The sequence below is a fragment of the Pseudomonas sp. TSO6 genome, assembly GCF_056098905.1.
Genome location: NZ_JBLZWV010000012.1, coordinates 1 through 25,156 on the forward strand (window position 1 = coordinate 1; position 25,156 = coordinate 25,156).

Below are 25,156 nucleotides of genomic sequence, written 5' to 3' on the forward strand. Positions count from 1 at the left end.
CCGAACTCAGTAGTGAAACGATGCATCGCCGATGGTAGTGTGGGGTTTCCCCATGTGAGAGTAGGTCATCGTCAAGATTCATTTCGCAAAACCCCTATCTGCGCATGCAGGTAGGGGTTTTGTCTTTTCCGCCAAGGAAAAGATTTGTCTCCATGCATGCCATGGTCCACGGCATGCCCCGTGATATGGTTCCGCATCGGAAACAACCGCCTCTCAGGGAATGCTCAATGGCTACTACCACTCTCCACCCCGGCTTCATGATCGTCCACGGCAACCGCCTCGACGACCTGCGCAGTCTGGTGGTGAGCTGGATGCGTCGCTACCCCTTGGCTCCGCTGGAAAACGAAATCGCCCTGGTACAAAGCAATGGAATCGCCCAATGGCTCAAGCTCGCCCTGGCCGAAGACCCGCTTGAAGACGACCAGGGTGGTTGTGGCATCGCCGCCGCTATCGATGTGCAACTGCCCGGCAGCTTCATGTGGCAGTTATACCGAAGCGTGTTGGGCCGCGACGAAATTCCTGAAGTTTCCCTGCTCGACAAGGCCCCGCTGACCTGGCGCCTGATGCGCCTGCTGCCAGCCCTGACCGAGCGACCGCATTTCGAACCGCTGCGGCGCTTCCTTACCGACGACAGCGACCTGCGCAAGCGTTACCAGCTCGCCGAGCGGTTGGCCGACCTGTTTGACCAGTACCAGGTCTACCGCGCTGATTGGCTCAAGGACTGGGCGGCGGGCGAGCACATTCTCAACACCGCCCGCGGCGAGCGTAAAGCGCTGCCCCCGGGCAATCGCTGGCAGGCCGAATTGTGGCGTGCGCTGCTGGATGATGTTGGTGAAGCGGGCATGGCACAGAGCCGCGCGGGGGTGCATCAGCGCTTCATCGAGCGTATCAACAGCCTGCAGCAGGCACCGGCCGGGCTGCCACCGCGGGTGATTGTGTTCGGTATCTCTTCGCTACCAGCCCAGGCCCTGGAAGCATTGGCGGGCCTGGCGCGCTTTAGTCAGGTGCTGTTGTGCGTGCACAACCCCTGCCGCCACCACTGGGCCGATATCGTTGCCGACAAGGATTTGCTGCGCCATCAGTACAAGCGCCAGCAGCGCAAGCAGGGCATGCCCCTGCAACTGGACGACCAGTCGCTGCATCAACATGCCCACCCGTTGCTGGCAGCCTGGGGCAAACAAGGCCGCGACTACATCAACCTGCTCGACAGTTATGACGACCCAGGCAGCTACCAGGGTGTGTTCAGCGATGGCCGCATCGACCTGTTCAGTGATGGCTCGCCCACAACGCTGCTAAACCAGTTGCAGGACGACATTCTCGAGCTGCGCCCGCTCGCCGAAACCCGCGAACTTTGGCCGGCAGTCGACACGGTGAAAGACCGTTCGGTACGTTTCCACATTGCCCACAGCCCGCAACGCGAAGTCGAGATCCTGCACGACCAGCTGCTGGCCCGCTTCAGCGCCGACCCTACCTTGCGCCCGCGTGACGTGATCGTCATGCTGCCGGCCGTCGACACCTACGCGCCGCATATCCGCGCGGTGTTCGGCCAGTTGCAACGCAATGACCCGCGCTACATTCCGTTCACCCTCACCGACCAGGGCCAGCGTGGTCGCGAGCCTCTGCTGATCGCCCTCGAACACCTGCTGAAATTGCCGGACAGCCGTTTCGCGGTCAGCGAAGTGCTCGACCTGCTGGACGTACCGGCCGTGCGGGCACGTTTTGGCATTCGCGAAAACGACCTGCCTACCCTGCACCGCTGGATCGAGGGCGCCGGCATTCGCTGGGGGCTCAATGCCGAGCAGCGGGCCAGCTTGGGCTTGCCCGCAGGGCTTGAACAGAACAGCTGGCGTTTTGGGTTGCGGCGCATGCTGCTGGGCTACGCGGTGGGCGTGGGTGAAGCGTGTGATGGCATCGAACCCTACGATGAAATCGGTGGCCTGGACGCGGCGTTGATCGGCCCGCTGGCCGCGCTGCTTGACGCGCTCGAAGTGGCCTATCAAGCCTTGTCCGAGCCTGCTACCGTCAGCCAGTGGGGGGAGCGCCTGAATGCCTTGTTGCAAGTGTTCTTCCTCGCCGAAGGCGAGCACGACGAATTCCTGCTGATGCAGTTGCAGGACCTGCGCGATAGCTGGCTCGAAGTGTGCGAGGCCGTTGACCTGCAAGACCCGCTGCCGCTGACCGTAGTCCGTGAAGCCTGGCTGTCGGGCCTCGACCAGGGCAAGCTGTCGCAACGTTTCCTCGCCGGTTCGGTGAACTTCTGCACCCTCATGCCCATGCGCGCCATCCCGTTCCGCGTGGTCTGCCTGCTGGGCATGAACGATGGCGAATACCCCCGCGCCCAGCAACCGCTGGACTTCGACCTGATGGCCAGCGATTACCGACCCGGTGACCGCTCGCGCCGCGAAGATGACCGCTACCTGCTGCTCGAAGCGCTGCTGTCGGCACGTGACCAGCTGTATATCAGCTGGATCGGGCGCAGTATCCGCGACAACAGCGAGCGCCCGGCCTCGGTACTGATCGGCCAGTTGCGCGATCACCTTGCCGCCGGCTGGCATCTGGCCGGCGCAGAGCAAGGGCAGCCCGCACAACCGGGCGAGCAGTTTTTACACGCCCTGACCCAGGAGCACCCGCTGCAACCGTTCAGCTCGCGTTACTTCGAGAAGGGCAGCCCGCTGTTCAGCTTTGCCCATGAATGGCAGGTGCTGCACCGGCAGAGTGAGGAGGATGAGCAGGGCGACTCCGACCTGCCGCCTTACCAGGACGATGAAGCCTTGAGCCTCACCCAACTGAATGACTTTCTGCGCCACCCGGTGCGGCATTTCTTCAGTCAGCGGCTGAAGGTGTATTTCGAAGCGCTGGAAGCGCCAACCCCAGATGAAGAACCGTTCGTTCTCGATACCCTGCAACGCTACGGCGCCAGCGAAAGCCTGCTGGGTGCGGCGCTGTCCGAGCCGGACAATGCCGAGCAAGCCTTGCAGGCACAGGCCCGACGTCTGCAGGCCTGTGGCTTGCTGCCGCTGGCCGGCTTTGGCGAATTGCTGCAGAGCGAGTTGATCGAACCTCTACCAGATTTGCTGCAACGCCACCGCCAGTTGTTGCAACGCTGGCCCCAGCTGGTCGAGGGCGCGTTGCCGGTGCATTTCGAGCACGGCCAACATCGGCTCGAAGGCTGGCTGGGCCGTGTGTTCCAGGCGGATGACCAGAGCCTGCTGAGCATCACCACCGTGCCTAACACCATCAGCGCCGGGCGCAACAACCTCAAGTGGCACCGCCTGATTGCGCCCTGGGTTACGCACCTGGCGGCCTGCGCGGCGGGCTACCACTACAACAGTGCCTTGGTGGCCAGTGACCTGACTCTGCTGCTCGCACCGCTGCCGCAAGATCAGGCCGCACAATTGCTGGGCGACCTGTTGGTGGCCCGCCAGGCGGCGATGAACGCGCCGCTGCCGGTTGCAGCGAAGACCGCGTTCGCCTGGCTGGCCCAGGATGATGCCGACAAAGCCCTGGCCGCAGCTGCCCGTGCCTATGAGGGCGACGAGCGCACCAGTTTCGGTGAGCGCAATGAAAGCATCGCCCTGGCCCGACAGTACCGCGACTTCGCCGCACTCACCGCTGACGAAACCTTTGAAGGCTGGTGCGAAACCTTGTACCGCCCATTGTTCACCGCCCCTTGGCAGACCCTGGGCAACCCGGAGAAAGGCGCATGACCCAGGACCGTCCTCTGGCACTGAGTTTCCCCCTGCACGGCAGCCAGCTGATCGAGGCAAGCGCCGGTACGGGCAAGACCTTTACCATTTCGGCGCTGTACCTGCGCCTGATCCTCGGCCACGGAGGTGAGCAGGGTTTTGGTCGCGAGCTGCTGCCACCGCAGATCCTCGTGGTCACCTTCACCGACGCAGCCACCAAGGAACTGCGCGAACGTATCCGCGCCCGTCTGGCAGAGGCTGCACGGTTCTTCCGTGGCGAACTGGAACGCGCAGACCCGCTGCTGCATCAGCTGCGTGACGATTATCCGCAAGAGGCCTGGCCGCGTTGTGCAGGCCGCCTGGAAATCGCCGTGCAGTGGATGGACGAGGCTGCGGTATCGACCATCCACGGCTGGTGCCAGCGCATGCTGCGCGAGCATGCCTTCGACAGCGGCAGCCTGTTCACCCAGACCCTGGAAACCGACCACAGTGAACTGCTCGGCCAGGTCATGCGGGATTACTGGCGGCGCTTCTGCTATGGCATGCAAGGTGACGCACTGGTCTGGGTGCGCGGCAACTGGGGCAGCCCCGATGCCTTGCTGCCGCGCATTCGCCCACTGTTTGGCCGCGTGCGCGCCCAGCAGGATGGGCCAGAGCCCGCAGCACTGATCCAGGCATCGCTGCAGCAACGTGGCGAACAGTTGGCCCGGCTCAAGGCGCCGTGGGCGCAGTGGGCCGACGAACTGCGGCAAATCTGCCGCGATGCGCTGGCCGCCAAGCAGCTCGATGGCCGCAAGATGCAGGCCCGTTACTTCGAGCCCTGGTTCGACAAGCTCTCTGCCTGGGCCGGCGACGAGCAACTCGTGGAGCTCGACCTGGGTACCGGTTTCACCCGCCTGACGCCAGACGGCATGGCCGAAGCCTGGAAGGGCGAGCCACCTGAGCACCCGGCCCTCAACGCGATGCAGACACTGCCGCAACAATTGCAGGCCCTGGACAGCCCAGAGGCGCCCTTGCTCGAGCATGCCGCCAACTGGGTATCGGCGCGGTTCGAAGTCGAGAAGCGCCGGCGTGCGGAAATGGGCTTCGACGACATGCTCGTGCGCCTGCAGCACGCCTTGGCCAGCGAGGCCGGTGAACGCCTGGCCGGCCTGATCCGCGAGCAGTTCCCGGTAGCCCTGATCGACGAATTCCAGGACACCGACCCGGTGCAGTACGGCATTTTCGAGCGCATCTACCAGATCAGCGAAAACCGCGCAGAAACCGGCCTGTTCATGATCGGTGACCCCAAGCAGGCGATCTACGCCTTCCGCGGTGCCGACATCTACACCTACCTCGCTGCACGGCGCGCCACCAGCGGCCGGCTGCATAGCCTGGACACCAACTACCGCTCCAGCACGGCCATGGTCGCGGCGGTCAACCAGGTATTCCTCCAGGCCGAGGTGCGTGATGCGGGGCGCGGGGCATTCCTGTTCCGCGAGCCCGATGACAACCCGCTGCCGTTCATCGAAGTCCGCGCCAAGGGCCGTGGCGAACAGCTGCTGATTGACGGGGAAGCCAGCGCAGCCCTGCAATGCTGGCAGCTGGCGAGCGAAGAGCCAGTCTCCACCAGTGTCTACCGCCAGCAGCTGGCGGCCAGCTGCGCCAGCCATATCGTCGCCTTGCTCAATGGCGGTCAGCAGGGCACAGCGGGCTTCCAGAATGGCGAAGGCGAACTGCGCCCGTGCCTGCCCTCAGACATCGCCATCCTGGTGCGTGACGGCCATGAAGCGCAGATGGTCCGCGCCGAGCTGGCCGCACGCGATGTGCGCAGTGTGTACCTGTCCGACAAGGACTCGGTGTTTTCCGCCCAGGAAGCCCACGACCTGCTGGCCTGGCTCAAGGCCTGCGCCGAGCCAGACTCGGAGCGCCTGCTCAAGGCCGCACTGGCCAGCCTGACACTGGGCCTGTCGCTGGCCGCGCTGGACCGGCTGACCCAGGACGAACGGGTCTGGGAAGGTTGGGTCATGCGTTTTCGCCATTATCGCGATACCTGGCAACGCCAAGGTGTACTGCCCATGCTGCGGCACCTGCTGCACGACTTCCAACTGCCGCGCACGCTGATCCGCCGCAGTGACGGCGAACGTGTGCTGACCAACCTGCTGCACCTGGCCGAACTGCTGCAGCAGGCGGCGGGTGAGCTGGACGGTGAACAGGCGCTGATCCGCCACCTGGCCGAGCACCTGGCCAGTTCCGGGCAGGCCGGTGAAGAGCAGATCCTGCGCCTGGAGAGCGACGAACAGCTGGTCAAGGTCGTGACCATCCACAAGTCCAAGGGCCTGGAGTATCCCCTGGTTTACCTGCCGTTCATCTGCACCAGCAAACCGGTGGACGGCAGCCGCCTGCCGTTGGCCTGGCATGACAGCCACGGCGACGCCCACCTCACCCTGACCCCGGACCAGGCGCAGATCGAGCGGGCCGACGACGAGCGCCTGGCCGAAGACCTGCGTCTGCTCTACGTGGCCCTGACCCGTGCCCAGCATGCTTGCTGGCTGGGTGTTGCCGACTTGAAGCGCGGCAATCAAAAGAGTTCACAACTGCACCGCTCGGCACTTGGCTATCTGTTGGGTGGTGGCCTTGCCCTGGCAGGCTCGCAGCAGCTTACCCAGTGGTTGCAGGCGCTGGCGGCGACATGTCCGCACATCGCTTGCCCGGGCCTGCCGCCGGCAGACGAGCAGGTGTATCGCATGCCCCATGCCGACCGTGAGCTGCTGCCCGCACGCAAGCCGCGCCGCGCAGCGGCCGAGCATTGGTGGATCGCTTCGTATAGCGCCCTGCGTATCGGCGATCAGGCGCTGGTTGCCGACAGTTCGCAGGCCCAGCAACTGCTGGATGACGAAGTGGTCGATGCCCAGGTACTGCGCGAGGTGCCGGCCGACAGTGGCGACATTCACCGCTTCCCGCGGGGGCCGAACCCCGGCACCTTCCTGCATGGCTTGCTGGAATGGGCGGGCCGCGAGGGCTTCAGCCAGGTCAGCAGTGACCCGCAGCTGATCGAGCGCACCGTTGGCCAGCGCTGCAACCGCCGCGACTGGACCGGCTGGATCCCCACCCTCAGCCAGTGGATGCGACGCCTGCTGGGCGAGGCGCTCCCGTTGCCGGGCAGCGACCAGGGCGTGACGCTGGGGCAGTTGCGTCATTACCAGATCGAAATGGAGTTCTGGTTCGCGAGCCACCAGGTCGACGCCGAACAACTCGACCGCCTGGTGGCACGCCACACCCATCCGGGCCTGGCACGCCCGGCGGCGCAGCCGACCGTGCTCAACGGCATGTTCAAAGGTTTCATCGACCTGGCGTTCGAGCTGGACGGGCGTTACTACGTCACCGACTACAAGTCCAACTGGCTGGGCCCGGACATCCAGGCCTACGACGCCATGGCCATGGAAAAGGCCATTATCGAGCACCGGTACGACCTGCAGTACGTGCTGTACCTGCTGGCCCTGCACCGCCAGTTGCGCGCTCGCCTGCCGGACTACGATTACGACCGCCATGTCGGCGGCGCCCTGTTCATCTTCCTGCGCGGCGCGAGCAGCAGCGGCCACGGCGTGTACCACACCAAGCCACCGCGCGAGCTGATCGAAAGCCTTGATGCGCTGTTCCGTGGCGAGCACCCACCGGCACAGCAGGACCTGTTTGCCGGAGCCGAGATATGAGCCGAAACCTGGTTGACCTGTTGCCCACCCCGTTGCACGCCGAGCACTTGCTGGCGCTGGCGCCGCAGCATGACAGCGGTGACCTGCTGCAACTGCTCGACCGCTGGGTAGAGCGGGGCTGGCTGCGGGCCCTGGACCGTGCGTTCGTGTCGTTCCTCGAAGAGCGCGCCCCCGGCAGTGATCCCTTGCTGTTGCTGGCGGCAGCATTGGCCAGCCACCAACTGGGCCACGGCCATGTCTGCCTCGACCTGCAGCAAACCCTGGCCGAGCCCGACTTCGCCCTGTCGCTGCCGCCTGAAGGCGATGCCCTGATCGGGCCCTTGCTGCTGCCGTCGCAGTTGCTGGCCAACCTCGATCTGAATGCCTGGCGCCAGCGCATCGCCGCCAGCTCGCTGGTGGCCGCTGGCGATACCCCGGGCCAACAAGCCCGGCCACTGGTACTCAGCGGTGAGCGCTTGTACCTGCGCCGTTACTGGAGCTACGAGCGGCGTATCGACCATACCTTGCGTCAGCGCCTGACCCAGGCCGAAGCACCGCTGCCCGACCTGTCAGATCGCCTGGCACAGCTGTTCGAAGGCGGTGCACCAGATGGCCAGGTGGACTGGCAGAAGCTCGCCTGTGCGCTGGCCACCCGTGCCGGTTTCAGCATCATCACGGGTGGCCCCGGCACGGGTAAAACCACCACCGTGGTGCGCCTGCTGGCCTTGCTGCAAGGCCCGGCGGTGGAGCAGGGCAGGCCGCTGCGCATCCGCCTGGCCGCGCCGACGGGCAAAGCCGCTGCGCGCCTGACCGAATCCATTGGCCAGCAAGTCGAGCGCCTGCAAGTCAGTGCCGAAGTACGCGGGCAAATCCCCACTGACGTCAGCACCGTGCACCGCCTGCTCGGCAGCCGCCCCGGCTCCCGGCACTTCCGCCATCATGCCGGCAACCCGCTGCCGCTGGATGTGCTGGTGGTCGACGAAGCATCGATGATCGACCTGGAAATGATGGCCAACCTGCTCGACGCCTTGCCACCCCGGGCGCGTCTGGTGCTGCTGGGTGACAAGGACCAGTTGGCCTCGGTCGAGGCCGGTGCGGTACTGGGCGACCTGTGCCGGGATGCCGAAGAGGGTTATTACTCGCCAGCGACCGCTGCGTGGCTGGAGCAGATCAGTGGCGAGTCGCTGGCCGCCAGCGGCCTCAAGGCCGGTGATGGGCAGCGCAATCCGCTGGCCCAGCAATTGGTGATGCTGCGCTTCTCGCGGCGCTTCGGCGAAGGCAGCGGCATCGGCCAGCTGGCGCGGCTGGTCAATCGCCAGGATTCCCACGCGGCGCGCAACCTGCTGGCCAAGCCGCCGGCCGACGTGCACAGCCTTGCCCTCAAGCACGAGCAGGACCGTGCTTTCGACCGCCTGCTACTCGACGGCCTGAACCGCGGTGCCGAAGGCCCGCAGGGCTATCGCAGCTACCTGCGCACCCTTGGCCGCTACCGGCCTGCACTCGGCACCGCATTTGACGACCCCGCGTGGGAGCAATGGGCGGGCAGGGTGCTGCACAGCTTCGAGGACTTCCAGTTGCTGTGCGCGGTGCGCCGTGGCGCCTGGGGTGTCGAAGGCCTCAACGAACGGGTGGCCCGGGTGCTGCACAATGCCGGGCTGATCGACAGCCAGCAGCCCTGGTACGAAGGGCGCCCGGTGCTGGTGACCCGCAACGACTACGGCCTGGGGCTGATGAACGGTGATATCGGCATTGCCTTGCGCCTGCCGGACGAGCGCGGTGAGCCGCTGCTGCGGGTGGCCTTCCCGCGGAACGACGGCAGTGGTGGTGTGCGTTTCGTCTTGCCCAGCCGGCTCAATGAAGTGGAAACGGTATTTGCCATGACCGTGCACAAGTCCCAGGGCTCGGAGTTCAGCCACACGGCCCTGGTGCTGCCGGATGCGCTCAACCCGGTGCTGACCAAGGAGCTGGTATACACCGGCATCACACGGGCCAAGCACTGCTTCAGCCTGGTCGAGCCACGCCAGGGCATTTTCGAAGAAGCGGTGGCGCGCAAGGTGCGGCGTATTTCCGGGTTGATGCTGGAACAGGTGTAAGACCGCGAGGCCCAATCGCCGGCAAGCCAGCCCCCACAGGGATTCCACAGCCTTTGAAAGCTGTGCTGTACCTGTGGGCGCTGGCTTGCCGGCGATTGGGCCATCAACCCCGATACATGAAGCAGCTCATTCCTACAACGATGCGGCCATGTGCTATCTTTGCGCCGATAGTGGTAAGGACTTTAAGAGATTTCCCACATGAACGTGGCCGCAAGGCGAGTGACAAGCTGTGCGCTTTCGCTATTGCTGGCCGTCCTGTTCCTTTCTGCAGGCCCCGCCCGGGCAGAAACCGCCACAACCGCCGCCCAGGTGCAGCAACGCGCCAAGGCCGTCACCCAAGTGGTACTCGGCATCTTCAGTTACGCCCGCTGGCCCGTCGAACCTTCACCCTTGCGCTTGTGCCTGGTCGGCCCGACCGAATACGCCGATGACCTGATCAAAGGCCATGTGCAGGAGTCCGGCCGCCCGCTACAGGTGCGGCGCCTGCTGGCAGAAGACACTCAGGCTGCCCAGGCCTGCGATGCCATCTACATCGGCAAACTCGACCAGGGCCAGCGCGATCGGCTGTTCGAGCGCGTCAGCGGCCACCCGGTACTGAGCATCAGCGAAGCGAACGACCCGTGCACGGTTGGCAGCCTGTTCTGCCTGCGGGTCAGCGACCAGCAGGTAGCCTTTGACGTCAACCTCGACTCGGTGGCGCGTTCCGGCGTACGCATCCACCCCAGTGTGCTGCAATTGTCGCGGCGCCGGGCGGTGCAGCCATGAAACCGACACGCAAGCAGGGCGTGCGCCCGACCCTGCGCTCGGTGCTGGGCCGAGGCCACCTCAGCGTTGCCTTGCTTGCCGTGGGCCTGGCCGGTATTTCCCTTACCCTGCTGGGCGTGCTCGCCCTGCGTGTGTACGCCAATCACAACCTGCACCTGATCGCCCGGTCGATCAACTACACCGTGGAAGCGGCGGTGGTATTCGACGACAGTGCCGCGGCCAATGAATCGCTGGCGCTGATCGCCAGTCGCGAGGAAGTGGCCGAGGCCAAGGTCTTCAACGACGAAGGCGAGCTGCTGGCGCACTGGCAACGCGCCGATACTGGCATGCTCGCCAAGCTTGAAGTGCAGGTCGCCACCGCCTTGCTGGATGAGCCGGTGAACCTGCCGATCCTGCACCAGCAACAGCAGGTCGGGCACATCGAACTGGTCGGCCAGGGCCGTAGCCTCTTGCTGTTCCTGCTGAGCGGCTTGGCCGGCATCCTCTTCTGCACAATACTCAGCGCCCTGGCGGCGCAATACCTGTCGCGGCGCCTGCTCAGCGATATCGTCCGCCCGCTGCGTGGCCTGGCCAGTGTCGCCCACGCCGCCCGCCGCGAGCGCAGTTTCGACCGGCGCGTACCGGAAGCACCGATTGCCGAACTCAACGAACTGGGCAACGACTTCAATGCCCTGCTCGACGAACTGGAGGTATGGCACAGCCACCTGCAGAACGAAAACCAGACCCTGGCCCACCAGGCCAGCCACGACAGCCTGACCGGCCTGCCCAACCGCGCCTTCTTCGAGGGGCGCCTGAGCCGCAGCGTACGCAATGCGGCGCGCCAGCAGGACCACATGGCGCTGTTGTTTCTCGACAGTGACCACTTCAAGCAGATCAACGACACCCTCGGCCATGCCGTGGGTGACGAAGTACTGATCAGCGTGGCCGACCGCGTGCGTGCCCAACTGCGCGAGCACGACCTGGTGGCACGCCTGGGCGGTGATGAGTTCGCGGTACTGCTCACACCTTTGCAGTCGCGCGAGGACGCCGAGCTCATTGCCGAGAAGATTGTTGCCAGCATGAAGCTGCCCGTGCAGCTGGACAGTGGCCGCAGCATCGCCACCTCACTGAGTGTCGGTATTGCCTATTACCCGGATGACGGCGCTGACGCCGCCAGTCTTCTCAATGCCGCCGATGCGGCGATGTACCAGGCCAAGCGCAAACGCCGTGGCCATTGGCAAGTGGCGCAGACGGAACGGTCCGCCAATGAAATCAAGAACAGGAGTTGAACCCGTGATACACGCTTTACGTTTCCCCCTTTGGGCCTTGTTGCTCGCCGTGCTGGCGCTGACCGGTTGCCAGAGCACGCCCCCCAAAGGCCTGACCCCCGAACAGATCGCCGTGCTCAAGCGCGAAGGCTTTACCCCGACCGATGAGGGCTGGGCCTACGACCTGTCCGGCAAAGTGTTGTTCGGCAGCGACCTGGATGGCCTCAACGACCAGAGCCAGGCGATTGTCGAGCGCATTGGCAAGGCGCTGCTCGGCGTTGGCATCCAGGGCGTACGGGTGGACGGCCATGCTGATTCGTCGGGCAAAGCGGCGTACAACCAGCAGCTGTCCGAGCGCCGTGCGCAAAGCGTGACCAAGGCGCTGGTCGGGGTCGGCATGCAGGCGCAGAACATCCAGAGCCGTGGCCTGGGCAGCAGCCAGCCAGTGGCGGACAACCGCACCAGTGCCGGGCGTACCGAGAACCGGCGGGTGTCCATCGTGGTGGCGTCCTACTGACCGCTGTCCTCTGAGCTATCACATTTCTCTGTAGGAGCAGCCTTGTGCTGCGAAGAGGCCAGACCAGGCACAGCAGTTGTATTGCCATGACTGGCCCCTTGGCAGCACAAGGCTGCTCCTGCAAAGGAGCTATGCAGCCCCATTATTCCTGGGCAAAGCGCATGTCGCGGGTTTCCCCCATCAACAACGGCGCATTCGCCTCGGTCACCCCACGGATGTAATCCCACAACAGGGTAATCCGCTTCAACTTGCGCAAATCCTCCCGGCAGTACATCCAGAACTGCCGCGTCACCTCGATCTCCTCGGGCAGCACCGTCACCAGCCGCGGGTCTTGCGCCGCAAGGAAGCACGGCAGTATCGCCAGCCCACGCCCCTGCAATGCCGCTGTGTACTGGGCAATCACACTGGTACTGCGCAAGTGCGCGCTGGCACCCGGAATCAGGTTGGCCAGGTACAAAAGCTCCGAACTGAACGCCAGGTCATCCACGTAACTGATGAACGGGTGTTTGGCCAAGTCCGCTACCTGGCGGATCGGCGCATGGCCGTCCAGGTAATCCTGGGTCGCATACAGCCGCAAGCGGTAATCGCACAGCTTGCAGCACACATAAGGCCCATGCTCCGGCCGCTCCAGGGCAATGACGATGTCCGCCTCGCGCTTGGACAGGCTGATGAAGTGCGGCAGTGGCAGGATATCCACAGAAATCGCCGGGTAGGCATCAACGAAGTGGCTTAGCTGTGGGGTGATGAAAAAGCTGCCGAAGCCCTCGGTGCAGCCCATGCGTACATGCCCCGACAACGCCACGCCCGACCCGGACACCTGCTCGCACGCCATGTGCAGCGTGCTTTCGATCGACTCGGCATAACCGAGCAAGCGCTGGCCCTCGGCAGTGAGGACAAAGCCGTTGGTCCGCGACTTTTCGAACAGCAACGTGCCCAGCGCCCCCTCCAGCGAGCTGATGCGCCGCGACACCGTGGTGTAGTCCACGCTCAGGCGTTTGGCGGCGCTGCTGGCCTTGCGGGTGCGGGCCACTTCGAGGAAAAACTTCAGGTCGTCCCAGTTGAGTGTGCTCAGGGATGTGAGGTCTTTTTGCATGATGATCCGGTTTTTTTGTGCGTTCTTGTTGGATGTTTGCACATCTATACTCGAAACAAGCCTCAGGACGCCACCTCGCGTTTGCTTGGCGCTGGCGATCTCGTCCCGACAATAATTCCAAGGAGAACGCAGATGAACGCACCGCAGTCCCCTAACAGCACCAAGGTCGAGCAGGTGAAGCTGCTGATCAACGGCCAGTGGGTCGAATCGAAAACTACCGAGTGGCGCGACATCGTCAACCCGGCCACCCAAGAAGTGCTGGCGCGCGTGCCGTTCGCCACCGTCGAGGAAGTCGACGCTGCCGTGGCTGCTGCCCACAGCGCTTTCCAGACCTGGCGCAACACCCCGATCGGCGCGCGCATGCGCATCATGCTCAAGCTGCAGGCGCTGATCCGCGAACACACCAAACGCATTGCCCAGGTGCTCAGCGCCGAGCAGGGCAAAACCCTGGCCGATGCTGAAGGCGATATCTTCCGCGGCCTGGAAGTGGTCGAACACGCTGCGTCCATTGGTACCCTGCAGATGGGCGAGTTCGCCGAGAACGTCGCCGGCGGTGTCGATACCTACACCCTGCGCCAGCCAATCGGCGTATGCGCCGGTATCACCCCGTTCAACTTCCCGGCCATGATCCCGCTGTGGATGTTCCCCATGGCCATCGTCTGCGGCAACACCTTCGTGCTCAAACCGTCTGAGCAGGACCCGCTGTCGACCATGCTGCTGGTCGAGCTGGCGCTGGAAGCCGGCGTACCGGCAGGCGTGCTCAACGTGGTGCACGGTGGCAAGCAGGTGGTGGATGCCATCTGCACGCATCAGGACATCAAGGCAATTTCCTTCGTCGGTTCTACCGAAGTCGGCACCCATGTGTACAACCTCGGCAGCCAGCACGGCAAGCGCGTGCAGTCGATGATGGGCGCCAAGAACCACGCGGTGGTGCTGCCCGATGCCAACCGCACGCAAACCGTCAACGCCCTGGTCGGTGCCGCCTTCGGCGCGGCGGGCCAGCGCTGCATGGCCACCTCGGTGGCGGTGCTGGTGGGCAAGGCCCGTGAGTGGCTGCCCGACATCAAGGACGCGGCGAGCAAGCTCAAGGTCAATGCCGGCTGCGAACCGGGTACCGACGTGGGCCCGGTGGTTTCCAAGCGCGCCAAGGAGCGTGTGCTGGGCCTGATCGAAAGCGGCATCAAGGAAGGCGCCAAGCTGGAGCTCGACGGCCGCGAGGTCACGGTGCCGGGCTACGAGCAAGGCAACTTCGTTGGCCCAACCCTGTTCTCGGGCGTGAAGACCGACATGCAGGTGTATACCCAGGAAATCTTCGGCCCGGTGCTGGTCACCCTGGAGGTCGATACCCTCGACGAGGCCATTGCGCTGGTCAACGCCAACCCGTTCGGTAACGGCACCGGCCTGTTCACCCAGAGCGGCGCGGCAGCGCGCAAGTTCCAGAGCGAAATCGATATCGGCCAGGTCGGCATCAACATCCCTATCCCGGTACCGGTACCGTTCTTCAGCTTTACCGGCTCCCGTGGCTCCAAGCTCGGCGACCTCGGCCCGTACGGCAAGCAAGTGGTGCAGTTCTACACTCAGACCAAGACCGTCACCGCCCGCTGGTTCGATGACGACAGCATCAATGACGGTGTGAACACCACCATCAGCCTGCGCTAAGGAGAAGTCATGCGTATCGCATTCATCGGCCTCGGCAACATGGGCGCGCCCATGGCCCGCAACCTGATCAAGGCCGGGCACCAACTGAACCTGTTCGACCTCAACAAGGCCGTGCTGGCCGAGCTGGCAGAACTGGGTGGGCAGATCAGCCCGTCGCCCAAGGACGCGGCGGCCAACAGCGAGCTGGTGATCACCATGCTGCCGGCCGCGGCCCATGTGCGCAGCGTGTACCTGAACGAAGATGGCGTGCTGGCCGGTATTCGGGCCGGTACGCCTACCGTGGACTGCAGCACCATCGACCCGCAGACCGCCCGTGATGTGTCCAAGGCGGCAGCGGCCAAGGGCGTGGACATGGGCGACGCGCCGGTGTCCGGTGGCACCGGCGGCGCGGCGGCGGGCACCCTGACCTTCATGGTCGGTGCCAGCGCCGAGCTGTTCGCCACGCTCAAGCCGGTACTGGAGCAGATGGGCCGCAACATCGTGCACTGCGGTGAAGTCGGCACCGGGCAGATCGCCAAAATCTGCAACAACCTGCTGTTGGGCATCTCGATGATCGGTGTGTCCGAGGCCATGGCCCTGGGCAACGCGCTGGGCATCGACACCAAGGTGCTGGCCGGCATCATCAACAGCTCGACCGGGCGTTGCTGGAGTTCGGACACCTACAACCCGTGGCCGGGCATTATCGAAACGGCACCGGCATCGCGTGGCTATACCGGCGGCTTTGGCGCCGAACTGATGCTCAAGGATTTGGGGCTGGCCACTGAAGCGGCACGCCAGGCTCACCAACCGGTGATCCTCGGCGCCGTGGCCCAGCAGCTGTATCAGGCCATGAGCCTGCGTGGCGAGGGAGGCAAGGACTTCTCGGCCATCGTCGAGGGTTATCGCAAGAAAGATTGACGCAAGAGGTGGGCTTCATCGCGGGCCAGGCGGCCTTCCCTCTGTAACTGCGCACCAGAGGGAAGGGCACCTGCCCCGCGATTTTTTTGCCCGTATTTCAGGCTACAAATGTTTGTAGGAGCAGCCTTGTGCTGCGAAGAGGCCAGCCAAGACAACACAACTGCTGTGTCTGAACTGGCCTCTTCGCAGCGCAAGGCTGCTCCTACACAGGGCTATGTGTAGCTTCAGGGATCAGGCGAAAACGAAATACTTGCGCACGGTCTCGACCACTTCCCAGGTGCCTTTCATACCCGGTTCGATCACGAACACGTCACCGGCTTTTAGGTGCTTCGGCTCTTCGCCTTCCGGGGTGATGATGCAGTAGCCATCGAGGAAGTGGCAGAACTCCCACTTCTCGTAGTTGACCTCGAACTTGCCCGGGGTGCAGATCCAGGTGCCCATGATCTTGCTGCCGTCGGCCGACAGGTAGGCATTGAGGTTGACGGTGTGCGGATCGCCGCCGATGCGCTTCCACTTGGTGGCGTCCACGACCGGCGTCGGGCAGGTTTCGCGCAGCACGGTGATGAAATCGGACATGGGACAACTCCTGGTGACTGGCTGAATGACTGGTCACCATAGGGCCATCGGCCGAGCCGCAGTTGCCTGGGCTCGACGTCCAGCTGTCTGGTCGCGCTATGCCAGGCGTTTTAGCTCGACAGTGGTGCGCAAGCCCAACGTGGGGCATTGGTGGCACGGGGATATTTCCTTCATTTCACTCCGCATGTCCCTACAGATTCATCCAGACTGTCCGCTAGTCTCAAGACGTATGCATAGTGTGTACTGCGCTTTGTTCTGGTTAATTCGGTGTGTATGATACACATCGACTGCCGAAGGAAGTGTGCATGCGCAGTCGTGAAGTCATCCAGCTAATTGAAGCTGACGGGTGGTATGAGGTCTAGGTGAAAGGCAGTCATCAGCAATTTCGGCACCCCACAAAAAAGGGGCGAGTAACTGTTCCTCATCCCAAGACCGAGCTGCCCAAAGGCACGGTACGCAGCATTCTGAAACAGGCCGGTCTGATTCAAACCGGTAGCGTTGCCAGCACGAGCGTCAACGGAGGTAATCAATGAAGATTCCGGTTGTATTACACAAAGACACCGGCTCGGATTACGGCGTGACCGTTCCCGATGTGCCCGGTTGCTTCTCCGCCGGCGCTACAGTCGCACAGGCGCTGGAGAACGTTCAGGAGGCGCTGGCGCTTCATTTCGAAGGGTTGGTAGCAGATAACGAGCCGTTGCCGCAGGCACAGGAAGTCGATGTCCATGTGGCGAACCCCGACTATGAAGGCGGGGTGTGGGCCGTAGTGGATTTTGACGTCACCCCCTATCTGGGCAAAGCGGTTCGCTTCAATGCAACGCTGCCGGAAAACCTGCTTCAGCGGATAGACGAAAAAGTGAAGCGTGATCACCGTTATGCATCCCGCTCCGGTTTTCTGGCTTCGGCTGCGTTGCGAGAATTGGCGCTTTCACACTGATCGCGGACGCGTGCATTCGTTACGCCCACCAGTACCGCACAAAGTGGAAGAACACTGGCGCGGCAAAGCACACCGAGTCCATGCGATCGAGCATGCCGCCGTGGCCTTCGATCATGTGCCCCCAGTCTTTCACCCCGCGGTCGCGCTTGATCGCCGACATCACCAGCCCGCCGAAGAAGCCCATGGCGTTGACCGCCAACGCCATCAGCGCGGCCTGCCAGAAGGTGAACGGGGTGATCCAGCACAACAGGGCGCCGATCAGGGTGGCCAGTGCCACGCCGCCGGCCAACCCTTCTACGGTCTTGGACGGTGACAGGTTGGGGGCCACCTTGTGCTTGCCAAAGAGCTTGCCGCACACGTATTGCAGCACGTCGCTGATCTGCACCACCAGGATCAGCCAGGCGATCAGCAGCAGGTTCCGCCCCTCGTAGCCGGGGATGTCCAGGGTCATCAAGGCGGGTACCGACGATACGCAGTACACCGCGATCATCAGCCCCCACTGCACCTTCGACGCACGTTCGAGAAAACGCGTGGTATCGCCGCCGAAGCTGGCCAAAATCGGCAACAGCAGGAACAGGTACACCGGGATGAAGATGCTGAACAGGCCGTACCAGTCCATGGCGATCAGCACGTACTGCACCGGCAGTGCCACATAAAACGCTGCCACCAGCGCCGGGTAGTCGCTGCGCCGGGTCGGGGTGAGGGTCATGAACTCGCGCAGGGCGTAGAACGACACGCCATAGAACAGCACGATCACGCCGTATTTACCGAAGAGGAAGGCGATGCCGATCACCAGCACCATCACCCACCAGGCGTTGATGCGGGCGTTGAGGTTGTCAATCACCGCGTGTGGCGCGGGGCCGGCGCGCCACTTCAGCAGGCGGCCGGTCACGCTGGCGAGCAGCAGCAGGGCGCCGATGCCGGCGAACAGGGAAAGGGTGTTGTCGTCCATGTCAGGCATCCTTCGGGGCCAGGGTCAGCAGGGCCTGGCTGGCCCGCTCGAGAAAGGCCTGCTTGCTTTCGTCAGCGTGCAGGTGCAGCGGTTCGCCAAAGCTCAGTGTGCACAGCAACGGCAGGGGCAGGGCGCGGCCTTTGGGCATCACCCGGTTGAGATTGGCGATCCATACCGGTACCAGCTCGACGTCGGGGTTGGCCGCGGCCAGGTGGTACAACCCGCTTCTGAACGGCATCAGTGGCTCGTCGCCCAGGTTACGCGTGCCTTCCGGGAAGAAGATCAGCGAGTCGCCTTGGGCCACTGCCTCGAGGATCGGCTGTAGCGGGCTGCCTTGGCCTTCGCTGCGTTGGCGGTCGATCAATACGCCGTTGAACACCTTGCGAATGAGAAAATCGCGGATGCCCGGCTTGGCCCAGTAGTCCGCGCCGGCCACCGGGCGGGTGCGTTTGCGCAAGGGCTGCGGCAGTGAAGCCCACAGCAGCACGAAGTCACCGTGGCTGCTGTGGTTGGCGAAGTACAGGCGCTGCACTGGCAGCGGCGTGCAACCCAGCCACAGGGCGCGGGCACCCGTGATCAGACGGGCGGCGGAGGTGATGAGGTAGGCGGTCAGGTTGGCGAGCATGGATCGGTGGTCATCCCTTCAAAGGCAGTGTCAGCAGGGTAGCCAAGGCCAGCGACAGCTGCAGGCCCAGGCACACTGCCTGGCGGCGCAACAGGTTCAACGCGGCTTGGCTGCGTTCAGGCCAGGCGCGGGCGTCCGTGGCCTGCGGTTTCAGTTTCAGCTCGAACAGGGCGCGGTCCAGGGCCTGGGTGTCCGCTGCCAGGTGGTTGCTGCTGGCGAGGTGGGTGAACAGGTCGGCATCTATGGCCACGCGGATGGCCCAGTACTTGTGCATCACGCCAAGCACCAGCAGCACGCCGCACAGCAGGCTGGCCAGCGGTTGAAGTGGGGCACCCAACAAAGGTGCAAGGCCGTAGGCCAGGGCCAGCAGGGTGAGCCCGTCGGACAAGCGTTCCAGCTGTTTGCCGCGGCCCAGCAGGCTAGCCACCACACGCAGGTTCATGGCTGTGCTCCAAGCTGTTGCAGGGCCCGCTGGTGTGCGGGGTGCAGGACGATGCCGGGGCGGGCTTTGCGGATCAGTGCTTCGGCCTGCTGGGCGTTGCTGCAGCGGCCGGAGAGCAGCAGCCAGGCGGCCACGGCGCTGGCGCTGCGCGAATAGCCCAGGGCACAGCAGACCAGCAAGGGGCCTTGGGCGCGCAGGCGTTCGATGGCGTTGGCGGCCTGTTGTAACAGGGCAACGTCCGGCGCTATCAGATCCAGTGTAGGGAAACACTGATACTCAAAGGCTTGCGCGACATTTGTGGGAGCGGCCTTGTGCCGCGAAAGGGGCGCGAAGCGGCCCCCGTTCAGCTTCGCAGCAGACATTGCCGGGGCTGCTGCGCAGCCCTTTCGCGACACAAGGCCGCTCCCACAAATGTCCGCAGCAGGGCGACTGACTGCGCATGGCAGCTCGGCGCACAAATCCACAATCGCAGCGAATGGTGTGCGGTGCCCTGGGATCCTCCCTAGATACACGCCATCGCACACTTCATCGGCCTGTGGGTGGTGCCGGGTCCAGAGCCGCGAATTGACCCACGCTCCGACCAAATACGGTGCCAGCAGCCAGCTGGCCGCATTCGACAAGCGCCCATCGGCGCCTTTCTGAAACCCGCGTGCACCCAACACACCATAGTTCAGCGCAACCAGTGCCAGCGACACGGCCGGCCAGGCCATCCACAACCAGGCGCCGCCCGACACAACGGCAGGCACAGCGCACAAAACAGCGCCGACGGCATAATAAAACGCCACCCGCCAGCGCTTGGCATCCTGTGCTAGGCGCGCCTGTTGCCAGGGCAGTCGCCCCTGATGCGGCCACAGCCAGACGCAGGCAAACCCCGCCAATGCACCCGTGGGTACATCGATGAAATGATGCTGCCAGGTGGTCAGTACCGACACCCCGATCAACGCCATCCAGCCATGCATCAGCCATCGCCAGGGCTGGCGCTGCACATGCCGGGCAAACATCGTCCAGATGATCACCAGCAGCGCGATGTGCAGCGATGGCGCCTGGTTGAACGGTTTGTCGAAGCCCATCAGTACATCGAACAGCCAGCCGAACAGCCCACCCAGCTCTGGCCGTTCGAAGGTGAACCGCAGCGGCCACAGCAGGAAGCAGGTGACACTGCTCACCTGTGCGCTGAGCAGTGCCAGCGCGTGCCGGTCCATTTCCTGGCGTGTGCGCGGCAGCAGAAAGGACAGCCCGTAGAGCAAGTCGATCGACCAGTACGGGATGATCGTCCAGGGCCACAGCGGCATGCTGCGCTCCCAGCCGAACACCAGGCTGCCGACATCACTGCGCCCGGCAGTATGGTTGTTCGCCAGCCCATAGCTGAGGAAAAACAACGGCCCCAGCAGCAGAAGCCAGAACACGCCCCGGCGGATCAGCCCTGGCTCGCGTGATGGGTTCATTCAGCGCACCCGCTGTGCCAGGCTGACGCTGAAAATCCCCCATTCATCGATGCGCTGGGCCAGCTTGCGGAAACCGGCCGCCTCTACCAACTGGTCCATTTCGGCCTGGCTGCGGCGTCGCATCACCCAGGCCTCGCCACCCCGGTGGCTGGTAAGGGCGCGGGCGATCATCTCCAGTTGCGGGTGCCACGGCTGGCCGGTGTAGACCAGATAACCGCCATCTTCCACGGCATCGGCCAGGCCGGCCAGCGAGTTGCCCACCAGCTGGTTGCTGGGGAACAGTTCGTAGAGCCCCGAGACCACCGCCAGGGTCGGCGGTTGCTCCAGCGTGGCCAGGCTCTGGCGGTCGAAGGCATCGCCCTGGACGAAGCGGGCGATGTCGGCCAGGCCCTTCTCGGTGATCAGCGCGCTGCCTTGCTGCACGTTAAGCTCGCTGTAGTCGCGCAGCAGGATCGAGTCCGGCAACTGCTCAAGGTCTTGCAGTGCTTCGAGGATGTAGCGACCATGGCCGGCGGCGATATCGACAATGTGCACGGGCCGCTGTTGTTCGCGCAGCCGGGCGATGGCCAGGCGCAGCAGTTCCTCGACGTGCAGCTTGCGCTGGCGAATGCCACGCCAGCCGATGGCGTCGAGGTAGTTCTGGTCGACCAGGCGGCCCAGCTTGCCCTTGCCGGTTGGTTGGTTGCGGTACACGTAGTCGAGCGTGCTGCCCGAATCGAAGCCGGTGTCGAAGCCCAGTTTCACCCCCGCAGACAACCCCTTGCCCAGGCTAAGCCCGGCGCGGGTGGCGCGCCAGTAAAGGTCACGCGGCGAGTGGCGCGGCAACGGAGCGGCCAGGCTTTCGGCTTCGGCGCAACTGGCGCCGGTCTTGTCGGCATCAAGCAGTGACGGCAGGGCGGCGGGGCTGGCGAAGCAGTGCTCTACGAACCGTTCGATGCGCTTCAGGGCGTGGGCCCGGTCACGCTCACCAAGGGTGTCGTGGAAGAAGCCCGGCAGGATGTGCATTTCCTTGCGCGTGCTGCCAAGGCGTTCGAAAAAGCGCTCCTGCGGCTGGCGCTCGACCACGAAGTCGGCCCCGGATACCAGCAACTGGGTGGGTACCTGAATGGCCTGGGCATCCGCCACCACGCGGTCAGCGGCTTCGTACAGGCCCAGCAGCATGGTCACCGAAATCGGCCGGCTGATCAGCGGGTCGGCCACGTACGACATGACACGCTCGGGGTCGTGTGTGAGCAGGCGTGGCTTGACGTAGCTGTTGACGAAGAAGTTGCCGCGCAAGGCCTTGAGCAGCTTCAGGCCAGGGCGGGCGAATGGCACGTACAGCTTGACCTTGAACGCTGGCGAGGCCAGCACCAGGCAGCGCACCTTGGGCGCGTAGTCGTGGGCCCAGGTGGCAATCAGCACCGCGCCGACGCTTTGCGCCAGCACCACCAGGTCGTGCTCGGCGATGCCGTGATGGGCCTGGATATGTTCGATGAAGGTCTGCACGTCGCGCACGCTGGTGGCAAACCCCGGGCTGTCGCCGCGTGCGCCTGGCGACTGGCCATGGCCGCGGGCATCCCAGGCGAAGAAGTCATAGCCCGGCATGTCCAGTTCATCGGCCAGGTGGGCCATGCGCCCGCCGTGTTCATGGCCGCGGTGGAACATCACCACGGCCCGGCGTGGCTGGTGCTCGTTGCGGGTGGCAGGCCAATGACGGTAGTGCAACTCGACACCGTCATGGGTGGAGAAGTGCAGCGCTTGCGCTTGGCGCATTATCAACGTCCTTTTTGCGGCGGCTTTGGGCTCAGCGGGTTTCGGCCAGCCCCTGGCGAACCCGGTTGTAGAGGGTATAGAGCGAGAGCGCGAGGATGACCAGCAGCAGGCCATTGATCCAGCTGCCGTTCAGCAGGCCAAAGGCGACCCCGGTGCCCAGCACGCCGAAGGCAAAGGCCCGGTCGCTTTTGCCCATGGGGCCGTCGTAACGCCGCGAGGCGCCAGCCAGCGGGCCCATGACGCCGGCGTATTCGCTGAAGGTGGCACACAGCACCACCAGCACCACCAGCACCGGAGAAACCCCGGCCAGCAGGGCGAAGGGCAGGTACAGGGCGGCGTCGGCGATCACGTCGCAGAGTTCGTTGAGGTAGGCGCCGAGGGTAGATTGCTGGCCGAACTCCCTGGCCAACATGCCGTCGACGGCGTTCAGTGCCATGCGCAGCAGCATCCACACCGGTATCAGGATGAACAGCCAGGTGACGTGGGGCAGGGCGGCCAGCAGCAGGCCCAGCAGGACCGACACCACGGCGGCGGCGACGGTAACCTGGTTGGCGGTGACACCGCGGTCGTAAAGGCGCTGGACTGCTGGGCGCAGCAGGGCCTGGAAGCGCGGTTTGAGCTGGTAGATCGATGCCACTGGAAAATCCTTTTTCGTAGTGCGATGAGGGGATTGTGTGCGACCGGCCGAAAAAATGCACCCACTGTGCAGGAACTGACGCTTCAACGGGTGAGGGTGGTCACCAATGCTGCGGCATAGCCCGGCAACGCCGCAAAGTCCCGCGCGCACACCAGCAACTTGCGGTTGGCCCACGCCTCAACCAGCGCCACCCAGTGCAACGGCAGCACGCCTTGCCAGCGCTTCACGGCTGCCAGCGGTACCACCCCGACCCCGGCCCCGCCTGCAACCATGCGGATTACCCCATCGAAACCCTCGGCCCGCACCCGCACACGCATACGGCGCCCCTCACGCAGGGCCTGTTCTTCCAGGTACAACGCCAACGCGCTACTGGCACCCAGCCCGACATGGCCATGCACCAGGCTGTCGATGAAACTGGGCGCGACCGCGCTGGCCAGCGGGTGGCCCAAGGGCGTCACCAGTACCAGCGGGTCGTCGCGAAACGGCCGGGTTTGCAGGTGGTCGTTGGGCGCTGCGGTCGAAACGATGCCAAGGTCCGCCATGCCCTGGGTAATCGCCTGCACGATGCGCAGGCTCGGCAGCTCCTGCACATCTACGCTGACCCCGGGATGTGCAGCCAGGTAGCTGGCCAGCAGTTCTGGCAGGTACTCCGTGAGTGCTGCTGTGTTGCACAGCAGGCGTACCTGGCCCTGCTGCCCTTGTGCGTACTGGCCCAGATCAAACTGCAGGCGCTCGACCTGCTGCGCTATCAGGCGTGCATGCTGCAGCAGTGCCTGACCCGCCGGTGTCGGCTGCACGCCACGGCGGTTGCGCTGCAGCAACGGGATACCCAGCGATGCCTCCATCGCGCGGATGCGTGCGCTGGCTGCCGGCAGCGACAGGTGGCTGCGGCTGGCGCCGGCAGTGATGTTGCCGCACTCCAGGGTGTGCTGGAACAGCTTCAGGTCGATCAGGTCGAAATGCATGTGGCTCTGTCTTTACAAGAGTCTGGCTGAGTATATGGCAGATTTTCCCGCTGGCCGGAAACCGCCATCATCAGCCCATGACTACTTTGCTAGCTTTCTACCAGGACATTGGCCCAGCCCTTTCGCTACTGGTTGTACTCACCTTCCTGCTGGCCGGCGCGGCCAAAGGGGTGATCGGCCTGGGCCTGCCGACCATCGCCATGGGCCTGCTGGGGCTGGCTATGCCGCCGGCGCAGGCAGCTGCGCTGCTGATTGTGCCGTCGACCCTCACCAACCTTTGGCAACTGGCCAGCGGCGGGCACCTGCGGGCGTTGCTGATGCGGCTGGGGCCGATGCTGGCGCTGATCTTCATTGGCACCTTGCTGGGCAGTGCCTGGCTGGGGATCGACAGTGGCCCATGGGCCATCCACGCGCTGGGTGCGGCTTTGCTGGTGTACGCGTTGTACGGGCTGGTCGGCCCGGGCTTGCACCTGGCGCCGGCGCACGAGCGTTGGCTTGGGCCGGTCTGCGGGCTGTTGACGGGGGTGGTCACGGCGGCAACCGGGGTTTTCGTGATACCTGCTGTGCCCTACCTGCAAAGCCTGGGCCTGAGCCGTGAACAGATGATCCAGGCCCTGGGCCTGTCGTTCACGGTGTCGACCCTGGCGCTGGCCGTTGGCCTGGCCGGGCAGGATGCCCTCGGTGGCCAGGCGTTGGGGGCTTCGCTGCTGATGTTGGCGCCCGCCTTGCTCGGCATGCTGGCCGGGCAGTGGTTGCGTCAGCGCATCAGCGCGCTGATGTTCAAGCGTTGCTTCTTCATCGGCCTGGCCGCGCTAGGCGGCCACTTGCTGATCAACGGCTAGCGCTTGATGCGCTGAGCATGTCGACCCGCTGGATATCGAAATCGCGCTCCAGGTAGTCCATGCGCTTTTCAAAAAACGCCTTCATGTGCGGCAAGGCCGAGTGCACGTCCAGCGCGGCCTGGTCGGCCCACACTTCAAAGAACACGAACAGGCTCGGGTCCTGCTGGTCGCGCAGCATGTGGTACTCGATGCAGCCCGGCTCCTGGCGGCTGGGCTCGACGAAGGGGCGGAACAGGGTTTCGAACGCATCAGCCATTTCCGGGCGGGTCTTGGCTTTGAGGATAAAGGCGAACTGCTCACTCATGGGGCGCTACTCGGTGATGGGGGGTGAGTCGATTCTACGGCAATAATA

20 protein-coding genes, 1 rRNA gene and 1 pseudogene are annotated in these 25,156 nt (G+C 64.3%); 12 read left to right on the forward strand and 10 right to left on the reverse strand.

The genetic code is table 11. From position 1 onward, the window contains the following. From rrf to yfiB, 7 genes are all read left to right on the forward strand, one after another. Nucleotides 1-77: ribosomal RNA gene (gene rrf, locus ACN6NG_RS03005) — 5S ribosomal RNA — on the forward strand; the annotation flags it as partial. A gap of 150 nt (nt 78-227) precedes the next feature. After that, complete coding sequence (recC, locus tag ACN6NG_RS03010; protein WP_474312906.1) at nt 228-3,707, forward strand: exodeoxyribonuclease V subunit gamma; 3,480 nt, start codon at nt 228-230, stop codon at nt 3,705-3,707. Beyond that, nucleotides 3,704-7,378: an exodeoxyribonuclease V subunit beta gene (gene recB, locus ACN6NG_RS03015; protein ID WP_353457476.1), complete on the forward strand. Its 3,675-nt coding sequence runs from the start codon at nt 3,704-3,706 to the stop codon at nt 7,376-7,378. The genes recC and recB overlap by 4 nt, the downstream gene beginning before the upstream one ends. Further along, nucleotides 7,375-9,450 (forward strand): exodeoxyribonuclease V subunit alpha, encoded by a 2,076-nt coding sequence (gene recD, locus ACN6NG_RS03020; RefSeq protein ID WP_063422473.1) that lies wholly within the window; start codon nt 7,375-7,377, stop codon nt 9,448-9,450. The genes recB and recD overlap by 4 nt, the downstream gene beginning before the upstream one ends. A 198-nt stretch (nt 9,451-9,648) precedes the next feature. Beyond that, nucleotides 9,649-10,215 carry a regulatory sequestration protein YfiR gene (gene yfiR, locus ACN6NG_RS03025; protein WP_063422471.1) on the forward strand — a complete coding sequence of 189 codons (567 nt, stop codon included), beginning with the start codon at nt 9,649-9,651 and terminating at the stop codon, nt 10,213-10,215. After that, nucleotides 10,212-11,483, forward strand: coding sequence for a diguanylate cyclase DgcN/YfiN (dgcN, locus tag ACN6NG_RS03030; RefSeq protein ID WP_063422469.1), 1,272 nt, complete (start codon nt 10,212-10,214; stop codon nt 11,481-11,483). Before yfiR ends, dgcN begins: the two co-directional genes overlap by 4 nt. 4 nt (nt 11,484-11,487) lie before the next feature. Further along, nucleotides 11,488-11,979, forward strand: coding sequence for an outer membrane lipoprotein YfiB (yfiB, locus tag ACN6NG_RS03035; protein WP_063422467.1), 492 nt, complete (start codon nt 11,488-11,490; stop codon nt 11,977-11,979). Between the two features lie 142 nt (nt 11,980-12,121). Here the strand turns inward: yfiB and ACN6NG_RS03040 are convergent, their stop codons facing one another. Then, the gene (locus tag ACN6NG_RS03040; protein WP_063422466.1) at nt 12,122-13,072 is read right to left on the reverse strand and encodes a LysR family transcriptional regulator; all 951 of its coding nucleotides are present in this window, start codon (nt 13,070-13,072) and stop codon (nt 12,122-12,124) included. A gap of 132 nt (nt 13,073-13,204) precedes the next feature. Here ACN6NG_RS03040 and ACN6NG_RS03045 point away from each other — a divergent pair, with 132 nt between their 5' ends. Further along, nucleotides 13,205-14,731, forward strand: coding sequence for a CoA-acylating methylmalonate-semialdehyde dehydrogenase (locus ACN6NG_RS03045; RefSeq protein WP_016497902.1), 1,527 nt, complete (start codon nt 13,205-13,207; stop codon nt 14,729-14,731). Nucleotides 14,732-14,740: 9 nt separating this feature from the next. Next, nucleotides 14,741-15,628: a 3-hydroxyisobutyrate dehydrogenase gene (mmsB, locus tag ACN6NG_RS03050; RefSeq protein ID WP_258910850.1), complete on the forward strand. Its 888-nt coding sequence runs from the start codon at nt 14,741-14,743 to the stop codon at nt 15,626-15,628. Between the two features lie 231 nt (nt 15,629-15,859). Here the strand turns inward: mmsB and ACN6NG_RS03055 are convergent, their stop codons facing one another. After that, entirely contained in the window at nt 15,860-16,204 is a 345-nt protein-coding gene (locus ACN6NG_RS03055; protein ID WP_003258412.1) for a cupin domain-containing protein, read from the reverse strand. Nucleotides 16,205-16,509: 305 nt separating this feature from the next. Between ACN6NG_RS03055 and ACN6NG_RS03060 the strand changes: the two are divergent. Together ACN6NG_RS03060 and ACN6NG_RS03065 are read left to right on the forward strand one after the other, a co-directional pair. Continuing rightward, a pseudogene (locus ACN6NG_RS03060) lies at nt 16,510-16,737 on the forward strand (type II toxin-antitoxin system HicA family toxin). Next, entirely contained in the window at nt 16,734-17,141 is a 408-nt protein-coding gene (locus ACN6NG_RS03065; RefSeq protein ID WP_016497905.1) for a type II toxin-antitoxin system HicB family antitoxin, read from the forward strand. Before ACN6NG_RS03060 ends, ACN6NG_RS03065 begins: the two are co-directional and overlap by 4 nt. A gap of 19 nt (nt 17,142-17,160) precedes the next feature. Here the strand turns inward: ACN6NG_RS03065 and ACN6NG_RS03070 are convergent, their stop codons facing one another. The 7 genes from ACN6NG_RS03070 to ACN6NG_RS03100 all read right to left on the reverse strand — a co-directional run bounded on the left by ACN6NG_RS03070 (nt 17,161) and on the right by ACN6NG_RS03100 (nt 23,962). Beyond that, complete coding sequence (locus ACN6NG_RS03070) at nt 17,161-18,093, reverse strand: phosphatidate cytidylyltransferase (RefSeq protein WP_016489124.1); 933 nt, start codon at nt 18,091-18,093, stop codon at nt 17,161-17,163. 1 nt (nt 18,094) lies between these two features. After that, nucleotides 18,095-18,718, reverse strand: a complete 624-nt coding sequence (locus ACN6NG_RS03075; RefSeq protein WP_016497906.1) for a lysophospholipid acyltransferase family protein — start codon at nt 18,716-18,718, stop codon at nt 18,095-18,097. Between the two features lie 10 nt (nt 18,719-18,728). Continuing rightward, complete coding sequence (locus tag ACN6NG_RS03080) at nt 18,729-19,160, reverse strand: hypothetical protein (RefSeq protein WP_132842603.1); 432 nt, start codon at nt 19,158-19,160, stop codon at nt 18,729-18,731. After that, on the reverse strand, nt 19,157-20,605 hold the full coding sequence (locus ACN6NG_RS03085) for a phosphatase PAP2/dual specificity phosphatase family protein (RefSeq protein WP_474312910.1): 1,449 nt from the start codon (nt 20,603-20,605) through the stop codon (nt 19,157-19,159). The genes ACN6NG_RS03080 and ACN6NG_RS03085 overlap by 4 nt, the downstream gene beginning before the upstream one ends. After that, nucleotides 20,606-22,360 (reverse strand): bifunctional alpha/beta hydrolase/class I SAM-dependent methyltransferase, encoded by a 1,755-nt coding sequence (locus ACN6NG_RS03090; protein WP_016497909.1) that lies wholly within the window; start codon nt 22,358-22,360, stop codon nt 20,606-20,608. A 31-nt stretch (nt 22,361-22,391) separates the two neighbouring features. Beyond that, a complete protein-coding gene (locus ACN6NG_RS03095) occupies nt 22,392-22,997 on the reverse strand; it encodes a CDP-alcohol phosphatidyltransferase family protein (RefSeq protein ID WP_016497910.1) in 606 nt (201 codons plus the stop codon). A gap of 83 nt (nt 22,998-23,080) precedes the next feature. Beyond that, nucleotides 23,081-23,962 carry a LysR substrate-binding domain-containing protein gene (locus ACN6NG_RS03100; protein WP_474312912.1) on the reverse strand — a complete coding sequence of 294 codons (882 nt, stop codon included), beginning with the start codon at nt 23,960-23,962 and terminating at the stop codon, nt 23,081-23,083. A gap of 77 nt (nt 23,963-24,039) precedes the next feature. On the opposite strand from ACN6NG_RS03100, the gene ACN6NG_RS03105 reads away from it, so the two are divergent. Continuing rightward, a complete protein-coding gene (locus ACN6NG_RS03105; protein WP_474312914.1) occupies nt 24,040-24,804 on the forward strand; it encodes a sulfite exporter TauE/SafE family protein in 765 nt (254 codons plus the stop codon). On the opposite strand, the gene ACN6NG_RS03110 is transcribed toward ACN6NG_RS03105, so the two are convergent. Further along, entirely contained in the window at nt 24,794-25,108 is a 315-nt protein-coding gene (locus tag ACN6NG_RS03110) for a putative quinol monooxygenase (protein WP_016497913.1), read from the reverse strand. The genes ACN6NG_RS03105 and ACN6NG_RS03110 overlap by 11 nt on opposite strands. Nucleotides 25,109-25,156 lie beyond the last annotated feature (48 nt).

What these genes read in the sequence shown, in the direction of transcription:
- recC (WP_474312906.1), top strand. Translation starts at nt 228, where the DNA reads ATGGCTACTACCACTCTCCACCCCGGCTTCATGATCGTCCACGGCAAC.
- recB (WP_353457476.1), top strand. Translation starts at nt 3,704, where the DNA reads ATGACCCAGGACCGTCCTCTGGCACTGAGTTTCCCCCTGCACGGCAGC.
- recD (WP_063422473.1), top strand. Translation starts at nt 7,375, where the DNA reads ATGAGCCGAAACCTGGTTGACCTGTTGCCCACCCCGTTGCACGCCGAG.
- yfiR (WP_063422471.1), top strand. Translation starts at nt 9,649, where the DNA reads ATGAACGTGGCCGCAAGGCGAGTGACAAGCTGTGCGCTTTCGCTATTG.
- dgcN (WP_063422469.1), top strand. Translation starts at nt 10,212, where the DNA reads ATGAAACCGACACGCAAGCAGGGCGTGCGCCCGACCCTGCGCTCGGTG.
- ACN6NG_RS03040 (WP_063422466.1), bottom strand. Translation starts at nt 13,072, where the DNA reads ATGCAAAAAGACCTCACATCCCTGAGCACACTCAACTGGGACGACCTG.
- ACN6NG_RS03045 (WP_016497902.1), top strand. Translation starts at nt 13,205, where the DNA reads ATGAACGCACCGCAGTCCCCTAACAGCACCAAGGTCGAGCAGGTGAAG.
- mmsB (WP_258910850.1), top strand. Translation starts at nt 14,741, where the DNA reads ATGCGTATCGCATTCATCGGCCTCGGCAACATGGGCGCGCCCATGGCC.
- ACN6NG_RS03055 (WP_003258412.1), bottom strand. Translation starts at nt 16,204, where the DNA reads ATGTCCGATTTCATCACCGTGCTGCGCGAAACCTGCCCGACGCCGGTC.
- ACN6NG_RS03065 (WP_016497905.1), top strand. Translation starts at nt 16,734, where the DNA reads ATGAAGATTCCGGTTGTATTACACAAAGACACCGGCTCGGATTACGGC.
- ACN6NG_RS03070 (WP_016489124.1), bottom strand. Translation starts at nt 18,093, where the DNA reads ATGGACGACAACACCCTTTCCCTGTTCGCCGGCATCGGCGCCCTGCTG.
- ACN6NG_RS03075 (WP_016497906.1), bottom strand. Translation starts at nt 18,718, where the DNA reads ATGCTCGCCAACCTGACCGCCTACCTCATCACCTCCGCCGCCCGTCTG.
- ACN6NG_RS03080 (WP_132842603.1), bottom strand. Translation starts at nt 19,160, where the DNA reads ATGAACCTGCGTGTGGTGGCTAGCCTGCTGGGCCGCGGCAAACAGCTG.
- ACN6NG_RS03085 (WP_474312910.1), bottom strand. Translation starts at nt 20,605, where the DNA reads ATGAACCCATCACGCGAGCCAGGGCTGATCCGCCGGGGCGTGTTCTGG.
- ACN6NG_RS03090 (WP_016497909.1), bottom strand. Translation starts at nt 22,360, where the DNA reads ATGCGCCAAGCGCAAGCGCTGCACTTCTCCACCCATGACGGTGTCGAG.
- ACN6NG_RS03100 (WP_474312912.1), bottom strand. Translation starts at nt 23,962, where the DNA reads ATGCATTTCGACCTGATCGACCTGAAGCTGTTCCAGCACACCCTGGAG.
- ACN6NG_RS03105 (WP_474312914.1), top strand. Translation starts at nt 24,040, where the DNA reads ATGACTACTTTGCTAGCTTTCTACCAGGACATTGGCCCAGCCCTTTCG.
- ACN6NG_RS03110 (WP_016497913.1), bottom strand. Translation starts at nt 25,108, where the DNA reads ATGAGTGAGCAGTTCGCCTTTATCCTCAAAGCCAAGACCCGCCCGGAA.